This is a genomic window from Paraburkholderia agricolaris (assembly GCF_009455635.1).
GTDB classification, from domain to species: Bacteria; Pseudomonadota; Gammaproteobacteria; order Burkholderiales; family Burkholderiaceae; genus Paraburkholderia; species Paraburkholderia agricolaris.
This window is the reverse complement of the sequence record NZ_QPER01000001.1, coordinates 3,415,785-3,431,334: the sequence shown is the minus strand read 5'-3', so window position 1 is coordinate 3,431,334 and position 15,550 is coordinate 3,415,785. Positions and strand designations below refer to the sequence as shown.

Annotated in this window: 14 protein-coding genes and 1 tRNA gene; all 15 read left to right on the top strand. The window is 61.1% G+C overall.

The window, feature by feature from the left end:
• Positions 1-76 precede the first annotated feature (76 nt).
• The 15 genes from GH665_RS15085 (at position 77) to nuoH (ending at position 15,539) form a co-directional block, all read left to right on the top strand.
• Complete coding sequence (locus tag GH665_RS15085; protein WP_153138491.1) at positions 77-1,399, top strand: branched-chain amino acid ABC transporter substrate-binding protein; 1,323 nt, start codon at positions 77-79, stop codon at positions 1,397-1,399.
• A 202-nt stretch (positions 1,400-1,601) separates the two neighbouring features.
• A complete protein-coding gene (rpsO, locus tag GH665_RS15080; protein ID WP_025496081.1) occupies positions 1,602-1,874 on the top strand; it encodes a 30S ribosomal protein S15 in 273 nt (90 codons plus the stop codon).
• A gap of 326 nt (positions 1,875-2,200) precedes the next feature.
• Positions 2,201-4,348 (top strand): polyribonucleotide nucleotidyltransferase, encoded by a 2,148-nt coding sequence (pnp, locus tag GH665_RS15075; protein ID WP_174771722.1) that lies wholly within the window; start codon positions 2,201-2,203, stop codon positions 4,346-4,348.
• Positions 4,349-4,558: 210 nt separating this feature from the next.
• Positions 4,559-5,575 (top strand): NAD(P)H-quinone oxidoreductase, encoded by a 1,017-nt coding sequence (locus GH665_RS15070; protein ID WP_153136524.1) that lies wholly within the window; start codon positions 4,559-4,561, stop codon positions 5,573-5,575.
• A 128-nt stretch (positions 5,576-5,703) separates the two neighbouring features.
• Positions 5,704-6,483: a triose-phosphate isomerase gene (gene tpiA, locus GH665_RS15065; RefSeq protein ID WP_153136523.1), complete on the top strand. Its 780-nt coding sequence runs from the start codon at positions 5,704-5,706 to the stop codon at positions 6,481-6,483.
• Between the two features lie 82 nt (positions 6,484-6,565).
• Positions 6,566-6,943: a preprotein translocase subunit SecG gene (gene secG, locus GH665_RS15060; RefSeq protein ID WP_025496077.1), complete on the top strand. Its 378-nt coding sequence runs from the start codon at positions 6,566-6,568 to the stop codon at positions 6,941-6,943.
• Between the two features lie 113 nt (positions 6,944-7,056).
• Positions 7,057-7,141: transfer RNA gene (locus GH665_RS15055), tRNA-Leu, on the top strand.
• 157 nt (positions 7,142-7,298) lie between these two features.
• Positions 7,299-7,658, top strand: coding sequence for an NADH-quinone oxidoreductase subunit A (locus GH665_RS15050; RefSeq protein WP_025496704.1), 360 nt, complete (start codon positions 7,299-7,301; stop codon positions 7,656-7,658).
• 63 nt (positions 7,659-7,721) lie between these two features.
• Positions 7,722-8,201 carry a NuoB/complex I 20 kDa subunit family protein gene (locus tag GH665_RS15045; RefSeq protein WP_006052903.1) on the top strand — a complete coding sequence of 160 codons (480 nt, stop codon included), beginning with the start codon at positions 7,722-7,724 and terminating at the stop codon, positions 8,199-8,201.
• A gap of 21 nt (positions 8,202-8,222) precedes the next feature.
• Entirely contained in the window at positions 8,223-8,825 is a 603-nt protein-coding gene (locus GH665_RS15040) for an NADH-quinone oxidoreductase subunit C (protein WP_153136522.1), read from the top strand.
• 9 nt (positions 8,826-8,834) lie between these two features.
• The gene (locus tag GH665_RS15035; protein WP_153136521.1) at positions 8,835-10,088 is read left to right on the top strand and encodes an NADH-quinone oxidoreductase subunit D; all 1,254 of its coding nucleotides are present in this window, start codon (positions 8,835-8,837) and stop codon (positions 10,086-10,088) included.
• A gap of 131 nt (positions 10,089-10,219) precedes the next feature.
• The gene (gene nuoE / locus GH665_RS15030) at positions 10,220-10,705 is read left to right on the top strand and encodes an NADH-quinone oxidoreductase subunit NuoE (RefSeq protein ID WP_007175612.1); all 486 of its coding nucleotides are present in this window, start codon (positions 10,220-10,222) and stop codon (positions 10,703-10,705) included.
• Positions 10,702-12,030, top strand: a complete 1,329-nt coding sequence (gene nuoF, locus GH665_RS15025) for an NADH-quinone oxidoreductase subunit NuoF (protein WP_028196944.1) — start codon at positions 10,702-10,704, stop codon at positions 12,028-12,030. The genes nuoE and nuoF overlap by 4 nt, the downstream gene beginning before the upstream one ends.
• 110 nt (positions 12,031-12,140) lie before the next feature.
• Positions 12,141-14,474 carry an NADH-quinone oxidoreductase subunit NuoG gene (gene nuoG / locus GH665_RS15020; protein WP_153136520.1) on the top strand — a complete coding sequence of 778 codons (2,334 nt, stop codon included), beginning with the start codon at positions 12,141-12,143 and terminating at the stop codon, positions 14,472-14,474.
• Positions 14,475-15,539 (top strand): NADH-quinone oxidoreductase subunit NuoH, encoded by a 1,065-nt coding sequence (gene nuoH, locus GH665_RS15015; protein WP_030102893.1) that lies wholly within the window; start codon positions 14,475-14,477, stop codon positions 15,537-15,539.
• Positions 15,540-15,550: the final 11 nt, after the last annotated feature.

Sequence of the window (15,550 nt, the reverse complement as noted above, 5' to 3'; positions counted from 1 at the left end):
CAATAACGAATTCGCCGGCTTGCTTATTCCGTCTGGAACGCCCTATGATCCGCGCTTCGACGAATCAAGCGGGGCAATGACGATGGCGAAGTGGCAACGGGCGGCAGCAGCGGCAGTCGTCGCGCTGGCGGCGATTTCGATGGCCGTGGCGGCTCACGCCGCAGGGGAGGCGGCGTCGGGTCCGGCAGGTAAGCCGGTCAATAAGCCCACGGGTAGGCCGATCCAGCTGGCGCTGATCGAAGGCATGTCCGGCCCGTTCGCGAATGCAGGCGCGGCGGTGGAGCGCAATCTGCGCTTCGGCGTCGAACAGGTGAATGCGCAAGGTGGTGTGAAGCTCGCCGACGGCGCACATCCGCTCGAACTGGTCGTGCTCGACAGCAAAGGCAGCACGGAAGAGGCGCTGGTGCAACTGCGCGCCGCCGCGGACCGGCACATCGGTTACATCATGCAGGGCAACAGTTCAGCCGTGGCGGCCGCGCTGATCGGCGCGATCGACAAGCAGAACAGCCGCGAGCCGGACAACCGCGAACTGTTCCTCAACTATTCCGCCGACGATCCTGCACTGACCAACGCCAATTGCAGTTTCTGGCACTTCCGCTTCGACGCGCACGCGGGCATGCGCATGGATGCGCTGGCCGACGTGATCCAGCGCGATAAGGCGGTGAAGAAAGTCTATCTGCTGAACCAGGACTACAGTTTCGGCCACGATGTCAGCAGTCTGGCGCGTTCGACGCTTGCCGCGAAGCGCCCGGACATCGCCGTGGTCGGTGACGAGTTCCATCCGATTGGCCGCGTGAAGGACTTCGCGCCGTACATCGCGAAGATCCGCGCGAGCGGCGCCGACGCGGTGATCACCGGCAACTGGGGCAACGATCTGACGCTGCTCGTCAAAGCGGCGCGGGAGCAGGGCCTGGACACCCGGTTCTACACGTTCTATGGCAATAGCCTTGGCGCGCCGGCCGCGCTGGGCGATGCCGGCGTCAAGCATGTGATCGCGGTGGCCGACTGGCACCCGAATGCCGGCGGAGCGGCCTCAGACGCATGGTATGCGGCATTTCGCGCGCGTTTTCCGGCTGCCCGGGACGACTACCCGGTGCTGCGCATGGTATTGATGATCGAAACGCTCGCCGCGGCAATGAATCGCGCCGGGAGTGCCGACCCAACCGCCGTCGCCCGCGCCTTGGAAGGGATCAAGTTCGACAACGGCTTTCATGCTTCGTGGATGCGGCCCGACGACCATCAGCTGATCCAGCCCCTTTACGTGATGGAGATGGACAAAGCTGGTACGCCGGGCGTCAAGTTCGACAACGAAGGCTCAGGCTACGGTTTCCGCACGGTGCTGGCTTTGCCGCCCGAGCGCACGGTGCCGGCGACCGTCTGCAAGATGAAACGGCCGTAAGGCGCCCCCCGGCCGGCGTGGGCAGGTCCCGATCCCGCCCGGTACAGCAGGGTTCGCGGCCGGATTGGGCTGTGCTACAATACGGGTCCCGTTGTGAGGCATGCTTGCAAAGATTCTATGAATTGCATGGATTGCACACACGGGTAACCCACGGCACGGCCTTTCTTCCGTGACCGCCTGTCTAGTTCTCAAGGAAATCGACATGTCCGCAGTTGAAACAAGCAAGAAGTCCGACGTCGTTGCGCAATTCGCACGCGCAGCTAACGACACGGGCTCCCCCGAAGTTCAGGTCGCGCTGCTCACGACCCGCATCAACGAACTGACCGTTCACTTCAAGGCTCACACGAAGGATCACCACAGCCGCCGCGGTCTGCTGCGCATGGTGAGCCGCCGTCGTAAGCTGCTCGACTACCTGAAGGGTAAGGATGCGGATCGTTACCGTGCACTGATCGAGAAGCTGGGTCTGCGTAAGTAATCGGCCAGTCGTTCAGCAAGATGCCTGTGTCAGTTCCACTGATACAGGCATTTTGTTTTTGCACGGTGCGCTTCATGTGATGCGCACCGCCTGCCGGTCGCGCTAGCGTGACGATTCATGTGGCGGCCAGCAGGGAAATAGCAGTAAAAAGTAGAAATACGGCCGGGCTTCAGGGCGGAGCTTTGTGTCATTCCAGCGGTTCGCGCGCGTACATCACGTAGAGCGTGGTTCTCTGGAATGGCATAACACTACTCTTCCCATGTGGCGCCGGTCCTGGCGTTGCCGCGCCGCTTCTGGTCCGCGCGGCATAACGATGAGGAAAAGAAATGACTATGTTCAACAAGATCGTCAAAGAATTTAAGTGGGGACAACACAACGTTCGCCTCGAAACGGGCGAAATCGCTCGCCAGGCGAGCGGTGCGGTGATCGTCGACGTCGAAGACACCGTCGTGCTGGCTACCGTGGTCGGCGCCAAGACTGCCAAGCCGGGCCAGGACTTCTTCCCGCTGACCGTCGATTACCTCGAAAAGACCTACGCTGCAGGCAAGATCCCCGGCGGTTTCTTCCGCCGCGAAGGCCGCCCGTCGGAAGGCGAGACGCTGATCTCGCGCCTGATCGACCGTCCGCTGCGCCCGCTGTTCCCGGAAGGCTTCTACAACGAAGTTCAGGTCGTGATCCACGTCCTGTCGTTGAACCCCGAAATCCCCGCTGACATCCCCGCGCTGATCGGCGCGTCGGCGGCGCTCGCCGTGTCCGGCCTGCCGTTCAACGGCCCGGTCGGCGCAGCACGCGTGGCCTATATCAACAACGAATACGTGTTGAACCCGACGCGTCCGCAAATGAAGGAATCGGCGCTCGACCTGATCGTCGCCGGTACGGAACGCGCGGTGCTGATGGTGGAATCGGAAGCGCAGCAACTGACCGAAGAAGTGATGCTCGGCGCAGTGGTGTTCGGCCACGATCAAATGCAGATCGCGATCAACGCGATCCACGAACTGGTCGCCGAAGGCGGCAAGCCGGAATGGGATTGGCAGCCGGCGGCGAAGAACGAGCCGCTGATCGCCCGCGTGACGGAACTGGCGCAAGCCGATCTGCTCGGCGCGTATCAGATTCGCGACAAACAGGCTCGCTCGACCAAGCTGAAGGAAGTCTACGCGGCAACGTCGGCCAAGCTGGAAGAAGAAGCTGCGGCAGCCGGCACGGTTGCGGCGGACAAGGCTAGCGTCGGCAATGTGCTGTTCGACATTGAAGCGAAGATCGTCCGTTCGCAAATCCTGAACGGCGAGCCGCGTATCGACGGCCGCGACACGCGCACCGTGCGCCCGATCGAAATCCGGACCGGCGTGCTGCCGCGTACGCACGGCTCAGCCTTGTTCACGCGTGGCGAAACGCAAGCCATGGTGGTCGCAACGCTGGGCACGAAGGGCGACGAGCAGAACATCGACGCGCTCGAAGGCGAGTACCGCGAACGCTTCATGCTCCACTACAACATGCCTCCGTTCGCGACCGGCGAAACGGGCCGCGTCGGTTCGCCGAAGCGCCGTGAAATCGGTCACGGCCGTCTGGCCAAGCGCGCGCTGGCTGCGTGCCTGCCGAGCGCCGACGAATTCGGTTACTCGATCCGCGTCGTCTCGGAAATCACCGAATCGAACGGTTCGTCGTCGATGGCTTCGGTGTGCGGCGGCTGCCTCGCACTGATGGACGCCGGCGTGCCGATGAAGGCGCACGTCGCCGGCATCGCGATGGGCCTGATCCTGGAAGGCAACAAGTTTGCCGTCCTGACCGACATCCTCGGCGACGAAGATCACCTCGGCGACATGGACTTCAAGGTGGCGGGTACCGAGCAAGGCGTGACCGCGCTGCAGATGGACATCAAGATCCAGGGCATCACCAAGGAAATCATGCAGGTCGCTCTCGCGCAAGCGAAGGAAGGCCGTATGCACATCCTCGGCAAGATGACCGCGGCTGTGTCGGGCGCCAACACGGTGCTGTCGGACTACGCACCGCGCATGATCACCATCAAGATCAACCCGGAAAAGATCCGCGACGTGATCGGCAAGGGTGGTTCGGTGATTCGCGCGCTGACCGAAGAAACCGGCACGACGATCGATATTTCGGACGACGGCGTTGTCACCATCGCCAGTACGAGCAGCGAAGGGATGGCCGAAGCGAAGAAGCGTATCGAGAACATCACGCTGGAAGTCGAAGTGGGCCAGGTGTACGAAGGTACCGTGCTCAAGCTGCTCGATTTCGGCGCGATTGTGAACATCCTGCCGGGCAAGGACGGTCTGCTGCACATCTCCGAAATTGCCAACGAGCGTATCAAGGACATCAACGACTACCTGAAGGATGGCCAGCAGGTGAAGGTCAAGGTTATCCAGACGGACGAAAAGGGCCGCGTGCGTTTGTCGGCCAAGGCGTTGCTGAACGACGCTCCGAACGGCGCGCCGCAAGGCGAGTCCTCGCCGCAGTAATGCGGTAGCAGGGCGACGGCCGGCAGCGCGAATGCGTGCCGGCCGTTTTTCATGAGGGGTGCAGGGTGGATTGCGTTGCCGGCAGGTACAAGCTGGCGCAGACAGGTGCGAACCGACGCAAACGGGTACTCTGTCTGGATGAGGCATTTTGTCTCGATTCAGACGATTTCCGACGGTAGGCAACGCAATCCAATCTTGGAGTTGACGCAGATGAAAGCGATCGAAATCACCGAATTTGGTGCGCCGGAAGTGCTCAAGCTGGCGGAGCGGCCCACGCCGCAGCCGAAAGCGGGCGAGGTGCTGATCAAGGTGGCGGCATCGGGCATCAATCGCCCGGACGTGTTCCAGCGCAAAGGCGGCTATGCACCGCCGCCGGGCGCTTCGGACCTGCCGGGGCTGGAAGTGGCGGGCGAGATCGTCGGCGGTACCATCGACGAGAAGAGCAATCCGTTCGGTCTGAAAGTGGGTGACCGCGTGTGCGCCTTGCTTGCAGGCGGCGGCTACGCGGAATACGCGACCGCGCCGCTGTTGCAGTGCTTGCCGGTGCCCGCGGGCTTGTCGGATGTCGAAGCGGCTTCGCTGCCGGAAACATTCTTCACGGTGTGGAGCAATGTGTTCGACCGTGCGCAACTCGGCAAGGGCGAGGGCGCGCCGAACGAGACGCTGCTGGTGCAAGGCGGCTCGAGCGGCATTGGTGTGACGGCGATCCAGATCGCGCACGCACTGGGTTTTCGCGTGTTCGCCACGGCCGGATCGGATGAAAAATGTCGCGCGTGCGAGGCGCTCGGCGCTGAGCGGGCGATCAACTACAAGACTGAGGATTTCGTCGAGGTCATCAAGTCGCTGACGAACGATCGCGGCGTCGATGTGATCCTCGATATGGTGGCGGGCAGCTACGTGCCCCGCGAGCTGACCGCGCTGGCCGACGGCGGCCGCATCGTGCTGATCGCTTTGCTGGGCGGTGCGAAAGCGGAGCTGAATCTGAACGAAGTGCTGCGCCGCCGTTTGACGGTGACGGGGTCGACGTTGCGTCCGCGGCCGATCGAATTCAAGGCGAAGATCGCCGCGCAGTTGAAAGAGCGCGTGTGGCCGCATCTCGAAGATGGCCGCATCAAGCCGGTGGTGCACCGTGTATTTCCGGCCGCGCGAGCCGCTGAAGCGCATGCGCTGATGGAAAGCAGCACGCACGTCGGCAAGATCGTGCTGACTTGGGGTCAGGACGCTTGACACGGTCGGTTTGACCCGATCCACCCCACGCAGTAAAATTGCGCGTTTTGCGCACGCCGCATGAATCCGAAAGGCGGGCATAGGCGCAAACCAAGTCCGCCGCCAATACAAGATGAGACGACGAGACGATGTCGAAACAACGAGCCAAGCTGGTAGTCGGTAACTGGAAGATGCACGGGCGCCTCGCCGGGAACGCAACGCTGTTGCAGGCCGTGGCGCAAGGTGCGGGCGAATTGCCGGCCGATGTGCGCGTCGGTGTCTGTGTGCCGTGCCCTTATCTCACGCAGACCCAGTCGTTGCTGGAAGGCAGCAAGGTCGTGTGGGGCGTGCAGGATGTCTCCGCATTCACGCATGGGGCCTATACCGGCGAAGTGGCGGCGCAGATGGTGGTGGATTTTGGCGCCACGCTTGCGATTGTGGGTCACTCGGAGCGCCGTGCTTACCATCGTGAAAGCTCGGACCTGGTTGCGGTGAAGACGCAGCGCGCACTGGAGGCGGGTTTGACCCCGATCGTCTGTGTCGGCGAAACGCTCGAAGAGCGTGAAGCCGGTTCGACGGAACAGGTGGTCGGCGCGCAACTGGATGCGGTGTTGGCGAATTTGTCGGCGGACGATGCGGCGCGCATCGTCGTCGCGTATGAGCCGGTTTGGGCAATCGGTACTGGCAAGAGCGCTACGTCCGGGCAGGCGCAGGCAGTGCATGCTTTTTTGCGCTCTCGCCTGGCGGCCAAGGGCGCGGCGGTGGCAGACGTACCGGTGTTGTATGGCGGCAGTGTGAAGCCGGAGAACGCGGAAGAATTGTTCCGCGAGCCGGATATCGACGGTGGCCTGATTGGCGGCGCGTCGTTGAAAGACCAGGATTTCCTGGCGATCTGCAAGGCGGCGGCCGCGACGAGCGTCGCCGGTTAGGCAGGGCGCCTTGGCGAGGATGACCCAATCCCGCGCGGCACAATTTGTGTGGCGCGGTTAAATAAAGACTCAGGTGAGTGTGATGCTGTATTTGAAAACATTGATTATCGTCGTTCAGCTGTTGTCGGCACTTGGGGTCATTGGCCTTGTCTTGCTGCAACACGGCAAAGGCGCCGATATGGGCGCTGCTTTCGGTAGCGGCGCATCGGGCAGTCTGTTCGGCGCGACCGGTTCGGCAAACTTTTTGTCGCGTACTACGGCCGTGCTCGCAGCCGTGTTTTTTGTAACGACATTGACGCTTACCTACCTCGGCGCGTATCGCGCGAAACCGTCGGCAGGCTTGCTGGGTACGGCTGTGACCGCACCGGTTGCGGCGTCTGCAGCGTCTGCACCGGCGGGTGGTTCGGCCGTATTGCCGGCGTCGGCTGCGTCCGTCCCGGCGACCGATGTGCCGAAATAAATTTTTCGTTCAAAGTGCTTTTGTGCGTTGAACAAACTGTTTAGACCAGTTACAATCTAAGTCTTGAAGCGATTCGCGGGTTTTATAAGTTGTTTTCCCGGATTGCAATTAGTGCCGACGTGGTGAAATTGGTAGACACGCTATCTTGAGGGGGTAGTGGCGAAAGCTGTGCGAGTTCGAGTCTCGCCGTCGGCACCAAATGTTATCTAAATGCCAGCCGCTTGCTTCGCTTCGGCTGGCATTTTCACTTCTGACGCGCGGCTTACGTTGGGCGGCATGTGCGTTGCCGAAGTGATTTCGCGCCAAGAGTGCTATGCTCTTGGCGGCATTCAGAACCAACCGATAGAGGATAGTCTTGAACCTCGCAGCCTATTTCCCCGTCTTGTTGTTCCTCATTGTGGGCACCGGTTTAGGCGTAGCACTGGTCAGCATCGGCAAGATCCTCGGTCCCAACAAGCCCGATACCGAGAAAAACGCACCATACGAGTGCGGCTTCGAAGCATTCGAAGATGCGCGCATGAAGTTCGATGTGCGTTACTACCTCGTCGCCATTCTCTTCATCATTTTCGACCTTGAAACCGCGTTCCTGTTTCCGTGGGGTGTGGCCCTGCGCGACATCGGCTGGACTGGCTTCATGGCGATGATGATTTTCCTGCTCGAATTCCTGCTGGGCTTTGCCTATATCTGGAAGAAGGGCGGCCTCGACTGGGAATGATGGATTAATCGCCGGTTTGCGTGGGTGGCCATGGCTTGCCGCCCCGTCTGGAGTGGAAAGCAAATGAGTATCGAAGGGGTCTTGAAGGAAGGGTTTGTCACCACTACGGCAGACAAACTGATCAACTGGACGCGCACCGGCTCGTTGTGGCCGATGACGTTCGGTCTCGCGTGCTGCGCGGTCGAGATGATGCATGCGGGCGCTGCCCGTTATGACCTTGACCGTTTCGGCGTGGTGTTTCGTCCGAGTCCGCGTCAGTCGGACGTGATGATCGTCGCCGGCACGCTGTGCAACAAGATGGCGCCGGCTTTGCGCAAGGTCTACGACCAGATGGCCGAGCCGCGCTGGGTGATTTCGATGGGCTCGTGCGCGAACGGCGGCGGCTACTACCATTATTCCTATTCGGTGGTGCGCGGCTGTGACCGGATCGTGCCGGTCGACGTCTATGTGCCGGGTTGCCCGCCTACGGCGGAAGCGCTGGTGTATGGCGTGATCCAGCTGCAGGCCAAGATCCGTCGCACCAACACCATCGCCCGTCAATAAGGCCAACGCCTCCCCCACAATATGGCAAGCAAACTCGAGACCCTGAAAGCGAACCTCGAGGCGGCCTTTGGCGGCCTCCTGTTGAGCACCACCGAGGCAATCGGTGAGTTGACGATCGTCGTGAAGGCGAGCGACTACATCAATGTGGCAACGCGTCTGCGCGACGACCGCTCGCTCGGTTTCGAGCAGCTGATGGATCTGTGCGGCGTCGACTATCAGACCTATGGCGATGGCGCCTACGACGGCCCGCGTTTCGCGGCCGTTCTGCATTTGTTGTCGGTGCAGAACAACTGGCGTCTGCGTCTGCGTGTGTTCGCGCCGGACGACGAAGTGCCGATCGTCGCGTCAGTCGTCGATATCTGGAGTTCGGCCAACTGGTACGAGCGCGAAGCATTCGACCTGTACGGCATCGTCTTCGAAGGCCACCCGGACTTGCGCCGCATCCTGACTGACTACGGTTTCATTGGTCACCCGTTCCGTAAAGATTTCCCCGTCTCCGGTTATGTCGAAATGCGTTACGACCCGGAAGAGAAGCGCGTCGTCTATCAGCCTGTGACGATCGAGCCGCGGGAAATCACGCCGCGCGTGATCCGCGAGGATCGCTATGGCGGTCTGAAACACTAAGAGAACGCCATGGCAGAGATCAAGAACTACACGCTCAACTTCGGCCCTCAGCATCCGGCCGCGCACGGTGTGCTGCGCCTCGTGCTCGAACTCGACGGCGAAGTCATTCAGCGCGCCGATCCGCATATCGGCCTGTTGCATCGCGCGACAGAAAAGCTCGCGGAAACCAAAACCTTCATCCAGTCCGTGCCGTATATGGATCGTCTCGACTACGTGTCGATGATGGTCAACGAACACGGCTACGTGATGGCAATCGAAAAGCTGCTCGGCATTGAAGTGCCGGTGCGTGCGCAGTACATCCGCGTCATGTTCGACGAAGTCACGCGGGTGTTGAACCACCTGATGTGGATCGGCGCACACGCGCTGGACGTCGGCGCAATGGCGGTGTTTCTGTACGCGTTCCGCGAACGCGAAGACCTGATGGACGTGTACGAAGCGGTGTCCGGTGCACGGATGCACGCTGCTTACTACCGTCCGGGTGGCGTGTATCGCGATCTGCCTGACGCCATGCCGCAATATAAGGCTTCGAAGATTCGCAATGCCAAGGCATTGTCGAGGATGAACGAGAACCGCCAGGGTTCGCTGCTCGACTTCATCGACGATTTCTTTACGCGTTTCCCGAAGTGTGTCGACGAATACGAAACGCTGCTGACCGACAACCGGATCTGGAAGCAACGTCTGGTTGGGATTGGCGTGGTCACGCCAGAGCGCGCGCTGAACCTCGGTATGACCGGCGCGATGTTGCGCGGCTCGGGTATCGAGTGGGATCTGCGCAAGAAGCAGCCGTACGAAGTCTACGACAAGCTTGATTTCGACATTCCGGTCGGCGTGAATGGCGACTGCTATGACCGATATCTGGTTCGCGTCGAAGAAATGCGCCAATCCACGCGGATTGTGAAACAGTGCATTGAGTGGTTGCGTAAGAATCCCGGCCCGGTGATGGTCGACAATCACAAGGTTGCGCCGCCGTCGCGTGTCGGCATGAAGTCGAACATGGAAGATCTGATTCACCACTTCAAGCTCTTCACGGAAGGCTTCCATGTGCCGGAAGGCGAGGCATACGCCGCCGTCGAACATCCGAAGGGCGAGTTCGGTATCTACCTGATCTCGGACGGCGCGAACAAGCCGTATCGCCTGAAGATTCGCGCGCCGGGCTATGCACACCTGTCCACACTCGATGAAATGGCGCGCGGTCACATGATCGCCGACGCTGTGACGATCATCGGTACGCAGGACATCGTGTTCGGCGAAGTGGATCGCTAGGACGTATTCATCCGCGCGCGTCTTCAGGTTGCACCGAAGCGCGCGTCAAGCAAAGGAACGCCGGGTCTGTCGCAACATGCAACGCGCGACGGGTTTTCGTTCGGTAGGAATTGAAAGAGTCGTGTCTGAAAATGATCTCAGCTGAAGGCCTGAAAGAAATCGATCGTGCGATCGCGAAGTATCCCGCCGATCAGAAACAGTCCGCCGTGATGTCGGCGCTGGCTACTGCTCAGGAAGAGCATGGCTGGCTGTCGCCCGAACTCATGCAGTTCGTCGCGGACTATCTCGGCATGCCGGCGGTCGCCGTGCAGGAGGTGGCTACCTTCTACACGATGTACGAGACCTCGCCGGTCGGCAAGTACAAGATCACGCTCTGCACGAACCTGCCGTGCCAGCTCGGCCCGGATGGCGGCTCAGACAGTGCCGCGGAATATCTGAAGCAGAAGCTCGGCATCGACTTCGGCGAAACCACGCCCGACGGCAAATTCACCCTGAAAGAAGGTGAGTGCATGGGTTCGTGCGGCGACGCGCCGGTGATGCTGGTGAACAACCATCGCATGTGCAGCTTCATGAGCCGCGCGAAGATCGACCAGCTGCTCGAGGAACTTTCGAAATGACGTCTTTACACGATCGTCACATCAAACCGCTGATTCTCGCCGGCCTGAACGGTGACAACTGGCATCTCGAAGACTATGTGGCGCGCGGCGGTTACGCCCAGCTGCGCCGCATTCTGGAAGAAAAAATTCCGCCCGAGCAGGTAATTGCCGACGTCAAGGCGTCGGGTTTGCGCGGCCGTGGCGGTGCGGGTTTCCCGACCGGCCTGAAGTGGAGCTTCATGCCGCGTCAGTTCCCGGGTCAGAAATATCTCGTCTGCAATTCGGACGAAGGCGAGCCGGGCACGTTCAAGGATCGCGATATCCTTCGCTTCAATCCGCATTCGCTGATCGAAGGCATGGCCATCGGCGCGTACGCGATGGGCATTACGGTCGGCTACAACTACATCCACGGCGAAATCTGGGAAGTCTACAAGCGCTTCGAACAGGCTCTGGATGAAGCCCGCCGTGCCGGATTCCTCGGCGACAACATCATGGGTTCGGGCTTCTCGTTCGAACTGCATGCGCACCATGGTTACGGCGCCTACATTTGCGGCGAAGAAACCGCGTTGCTCGAATCGCTCGAAGGCAAGAAAGGCCAGCCGCGCTTCAAGCCGCCGTTCCCGGCGAGCTTCGGCGTCTATGGCAAGCCCACCACGATCAACAACACCGAGACGTTTGCGGCGGTGCCGTTCCTGCTCGCGATTGGTCCGCAGAATTACCTCGAGATCGGCAAGCCGAACAACGGCGGTACGAAGATTTTCTCGGTCGCCGGCGACGTCGAGCGTCCGGGCAACTACGAAGTTCCGCTCGGCACGCCGTTCGCGACGCTGATGGAACTCGCCGGCGGCATGCGCGGCGGCAAGAAGATCAAGGCCGTGATTCCTGGCGGCTCGTCGGCACCGGTGATCCCGGGCGACATCATGATGCAGACCGACATGGACTACGACTCGATCGCCAAGGCTGGCTCGATGCTCGGTTCCGGTGCGGTCATCGTGATGGACGAGACGCGTTGCATGGTGCGTTCGCTGCTGCGTCTGTCGTATTTCTATTACGAAGAGTCGTGCGGTCAGTGCACGCCGTGCCGCGAAGGTACCGGCTGGCTGTATCGCGTCGTGCATCGTATCGAACATGGGCAAGGCCGTCCGGAAGATCTGGATCTGCTGAACTCGGTTGCTGAAAACATCATGGGCCGCACGATTTGCGCGCTCGGCGATGCAGCGGCCATGCCGGTTCGCGGCATGCTCAAGCACTACTGGGACGAATTCGAATACCACGTCGCCCATAAGCATTGCCTCGTCGGCGGTCACGCCGGTGCGGCAGCGGCGTCAGAAACAGTGGCTGCCTGAGTACGCCGAATAGCGCACCAGAACACGTCAACCGCGGGATTCATCGTCCGGAACGGGCGATGAACAGGGCGAACGATTGAGCGGTAACAGGTTAAGGAAGATTGACCATCATGGTTGAACTTGAAATAGACGGCAAGAAAGTAGAGGTGCCTGAAGGCAGCATGGTGATCCAGGCTGCGCATAAGGTCGACACGTACATTCCTCACTTCTGCTATCACAAGAAGCTGTCGATTGCGGCCAACTGCCGGATGTGTCTGGTCGATGTCGAAAAGATGCCGAAGGCCGTGCCCGCATGCGCCACGCCGGTGTCCGCCGGCATGATCGTGCGCACCAAGTCCGAGAAGGCGGTGAAGGGCCAGCAAGCCGTGATGGAATTCCTGCTGATCAACCACCCGCTGGATTGCCCGATCTGCGATCAGGGCGGCGAGTGTCAGTTGCAGGATCTGGCCGTGGGCTACGGCAAGTCGTCGTCGCGTTACAGCGAAGAAAAGCGCGTGGTGTTCCACAAGAACGTCGGTCCGCTGATCTCGATGGAAGAAATGTCTCGTTGCATTCACTGCACGCGTTGCGTCCGCTTCGGCCAGGAAGTCGCCGGCGTGATGGAACTCGGCATGCTGGGCCGCGGCGAGCATTCGGAAATCACGTCGTTCGTCGGCAAGACGGTCGACTCCGAACTGTCGGGCAATATGATCGATCTGTGCCCGGTTGGCGCGCTGACCAGCAAGCCGTTCCGCTACAGCGCCCGCACGTGGGAACTGTCGCGCCGCAAGTCGGTGAGCCCGCACGATTCCGTCGGTGCCAACCTCGTGGTGCAAGTCAAGAACAACCGCGTGATGCGTGTTCTGCCGTTCGAAAACGAATCCATCAACGAATGCTGGATTTCGGACAAAGACCGCTTCTCGTACGAAGCCCTGAACAGCCCGGAACGTCTCACGCAGCCTATGCTCAAGCAAGGCGGCAAGTGGGTCGAGACCGATTGGCAAACCGCGCTTGAATACGTCGTCAAGGGTCTGAAGGGCATCAAGGGCGATCACGGCGCGAGCGCGCTGGCCGCGCTCGGCAGCGCCCACAGCACGGTCGAAGAACTGTTCCTGTTGAAGCAGCTGGCGCAAGCGGTCGGCACGCCTAACGTCGACTTCCGTCTGCGTCAGTCGGATTTCTCCGCACCCGTCAACGGTGCACCGTGGCTCGGCACGGCGATCGCTGATCTGTCGAACCTGGATTCAGCGCTCGTGATCGGCTCGGACCTGCGCCGCGATCATCCGCTGTTCGCCGCGCGTCTGCGTCAGGCTGCCAAGAGCGGGACCAAGCTCACGCTCGTGCAAGCCACCAATGACGACGCGCTGATTCCGCAGGCGCAACGCGTGGTTGCCGCACCGTCGGCATGGCTCGATGCACTGGCTGGCATCGCCGGCGCGGTATCGGAAGCAAATGGCGTGGCACTGCCGGAAGCCTTCGCTGGCACACAAGCCACGGACGCCGGCAAGCAGGTCGCGAAGTCGCTCGCTACCGGCGAACATCGCGTGGTACTGCTCGGCAACGCCGCGGTTCGTCATCCGGACTTCGCCGCGATTCACGCCGCAGCGCAATGGATCGCAGACGCGACCGGCGCTACGCTGGGTTTCCTCACGGAAGCCGCTAACACGGTCGGCGCGCACCTCGTGAATGCATTGCCGGGTGAGGGTGGTTTGAACGCTCGCGAAGTGTTCGAGCAACCGCGCAAGGGTTATGTGCTGCTGAACGTCGAACCCGAGTTCGACACGGCCAATCCGGTGCAGGCTTTGGCCGCGCTGAAGCAGGCTGAAATGGTCGTCGTGATGTCGCCGTTCCAGATTGGCGCCGAGTACGCTGACGTGCTGCTGCCGATCGCGCCGTTCACGGAAACGGCCGGTACGTTCGTCAACGCCGAAGGTACCGTGCAGACTTTCAACGGCGTCGTGCGTCCGCTTGGCGATACGCGTCCGGCGTGGAAAGTTTTGCGTGTGTTGGGCAGCCTGCTGGGTGTGCCGGGCTTCGAATTCGATACCTCGGAAGAAGTGCGCACGGCAGCCCTCGGTGACGGCGAGATCAAGTCGCGTCTGTCGAACAAGACGGACGTCACGGTTGCGCGCGGCAAGGCAGCGAAGGCAGCGGAAGGCAAGTTCGAGCGTATCGCCAACGTGCCGATTTACCACGCCGACGCGATTGTGCGTCGCGCCGAGTCGCTGCATCTGACGGCAGCGGCGCGCGCGGCGAACTCGGTCGGCCTGCCGGCTGCGCTGTTCGACAAACTGGGTTTGAAGGAAGGCGACGCAGTGCGCGTGCGCCAGGGCGAGCAATCGGTGCAGTTGCCGGCCGTGCGCGATGCAAATCTTGCGGAGACGGTCGTCCGCGTATCGGCGGCTACGCCTGCCGGTGCAGCGCTGGGCAGCCTGTTCGGTGAACTGGTGGTGGAGAAGGCGTAAATGAGCTTGTTCGATACGATCAACTCGGGCGGCACCCAGCTTCTCGGTGTGGCATGGCCCACGGTGTGGGCACTCGTGCGCATCCTGGTGGTGGCCGTCGTGATCCTGCTGTGCGTGGCTTACCTGATTCTCTGGGAGCGTAAGCTGATCGGCTGGATGCACGTGCGTCTCGGCCCGAACCGCGTCGGCCCTGCAGGCTTGCTGCAGCCGATCGCCGACGTGCTGAAGCTGTTGCTGAAAGAAGTGATTCAGCCGGCCCAGGCGAGCCGCTGGATTTACATGATCGCGCCGATCATGGTGGTGGTGCCGGCCTTCGCGGTCTGGGCGGTGATTCCGTTCCAGGCCGGTGCGGTTCTCGGCGACATCAATGCCGGTCTGCTTTACGCAATGGCGATCTCGTCCATCGGCGTGTACGGCGTGATCCTGGCGGGCTGGGCGTCGAACTCGAAGTACGCGTTCCTCGGTGCCATGCGCGCGGCCGCTCAAATGGTCTCGTACGAAATTTCAATGGGCTTCGCCCTCGTCGTCGTGCTGATGACGTCGGGCAGTCTGAATCTGTCGGACATCGTCGGTTCGCAGGAACGCGGCATTTTCGCCGGCTACGGCTTGAACTTCCTGTCGTGGAACTGGCTGCCGCTCTTGCCGATGTTCGTCGTGTACTTCATCTCGGGCATCGCCGAAACGAACCGTCACCCGTTCGACGTGGTGGAAGGTGAGTCGGAAATCGTCGCGGGCCACATGATCGATTACTCGGGGATGGCGTTCGCGCTGTTCTTCCTCGCCGAGTACATCAACATGATCGTGATCTCGGCATTGGCTGCAACGCTGTTCCTCGGCGGCTGGAGCGCACCGTTCGGCTTCCTGTCGTTTATCCCGGGCATCGTTTGGCTCGTCGCCAAGGTTTTCTTCCTGTTGTCGGTATTCATCTGGGCGCGTGCCACGTTCCCGCGCTACCGCTATGACCAGATCATGCGTCTGGGCTGGAAGGTTTTCATTCCGGTTTGCGTGGTGTGGCTCATCGTGGTCGGCTTCTGGATCATGTCGCCGTTGAATATCTGGAAATAAAGGGCGGATGA

What these genes read in the sequence shown, in the direction of transcription:
- GH665_RS15085 (WP_153138491.1), top strand. Translation starts at nt 77, where the DNA reads ATGACGATGGCGAAGTGGCAACGGGCGGCAGCAGCGGCAGTCGTCGCG.
- rpsO (WP_025496081.1), top strand. Translation starts at nt 1,602, where the DNA reads ATGTCCGCAGTTGAAACAAGCAAGAAGTCCGACGTCGTTGCGCAATTC.
- pnp (WP_174771722.1), top strand. Translation starts at nt 2,201, where the DNA reads ATGACTATGTTCAACAAGATCGTCAAAGAATTTAAGTGGGGACAACAC.
- GH665_RS15070 (WP_153136524.1), top strand. Translation starts at nt 4,559, where the DNA reads ATGAAAGCGATCGAAATCACCGAATTTGGTGCGCCGGAAGTGCTCAAG.
- tpiA (WP_153136523.1), top strand. Translation starts at nt 5,704, where the DNA reads ATGTCGAAACAACGAGCCAAGCTGGTAGTCGGTAACTGGAAGATGCAC.
- secG (WP_025496077.1), top strand. Translation starts at nt 6,566, where the DNA reads ATGCTGTATTTGAAAACATTGATTATCGTCGTTCAGCTGTTGTCGGCA.
- GH665_RS15045 (WP_006052903.1), top strand. Translation starts at nt 7,722, where the DNA reads ATGAGTATCGAAGGGGTCTTGAAGGAAGGGTTTGTCACCACTACGGCA.
- GH665_RS15040 (WP_153136522.1), top strand. Translation starts at nt 8,223, where the DNA reads ATGGCAAGCAAACTCGAGACCCTGAAAGCGAACCTCGAGGCGGCCTTT.
- GH665_RS15035 (WP_153136521.1), top strand. Translation starts at nt 8,835, where the DNA reads ATGGCAGAGATCAAGAACTACACGCTCAACTTCGGCCCTCAGCATCCG.
- nuoE (WP_007175612.1), top strand. Translation starts at nt 10,220, where the DNA reads ATGATCTCAGCTGAAGGCCTGAAAGAAATCGATCGTGCGATCGCGAAG.
- nuoF (WP_028196944.1), top strand. Translation starts at nt 10,702, where the DNA reads ATGACGTCTTTACACGATCGTCACATCAAACCGCTGATTCTCGCCGGC.
- nuoG (WP_153136520.1), top strand. Translation starts at nt 12,141, where the DNA reads ATGGTTGAACTTGAAATAGACGGCAAGAAAGTAGAGGTGCCTGAAGGC.
- nuoH (WP_030102893.1), top strand. Translation starts at nt 14,475, where the DNA reads ATGAGCTTGTTCGATACGATCAACTCGGGCGGCACCCAGCTTCTCGGT.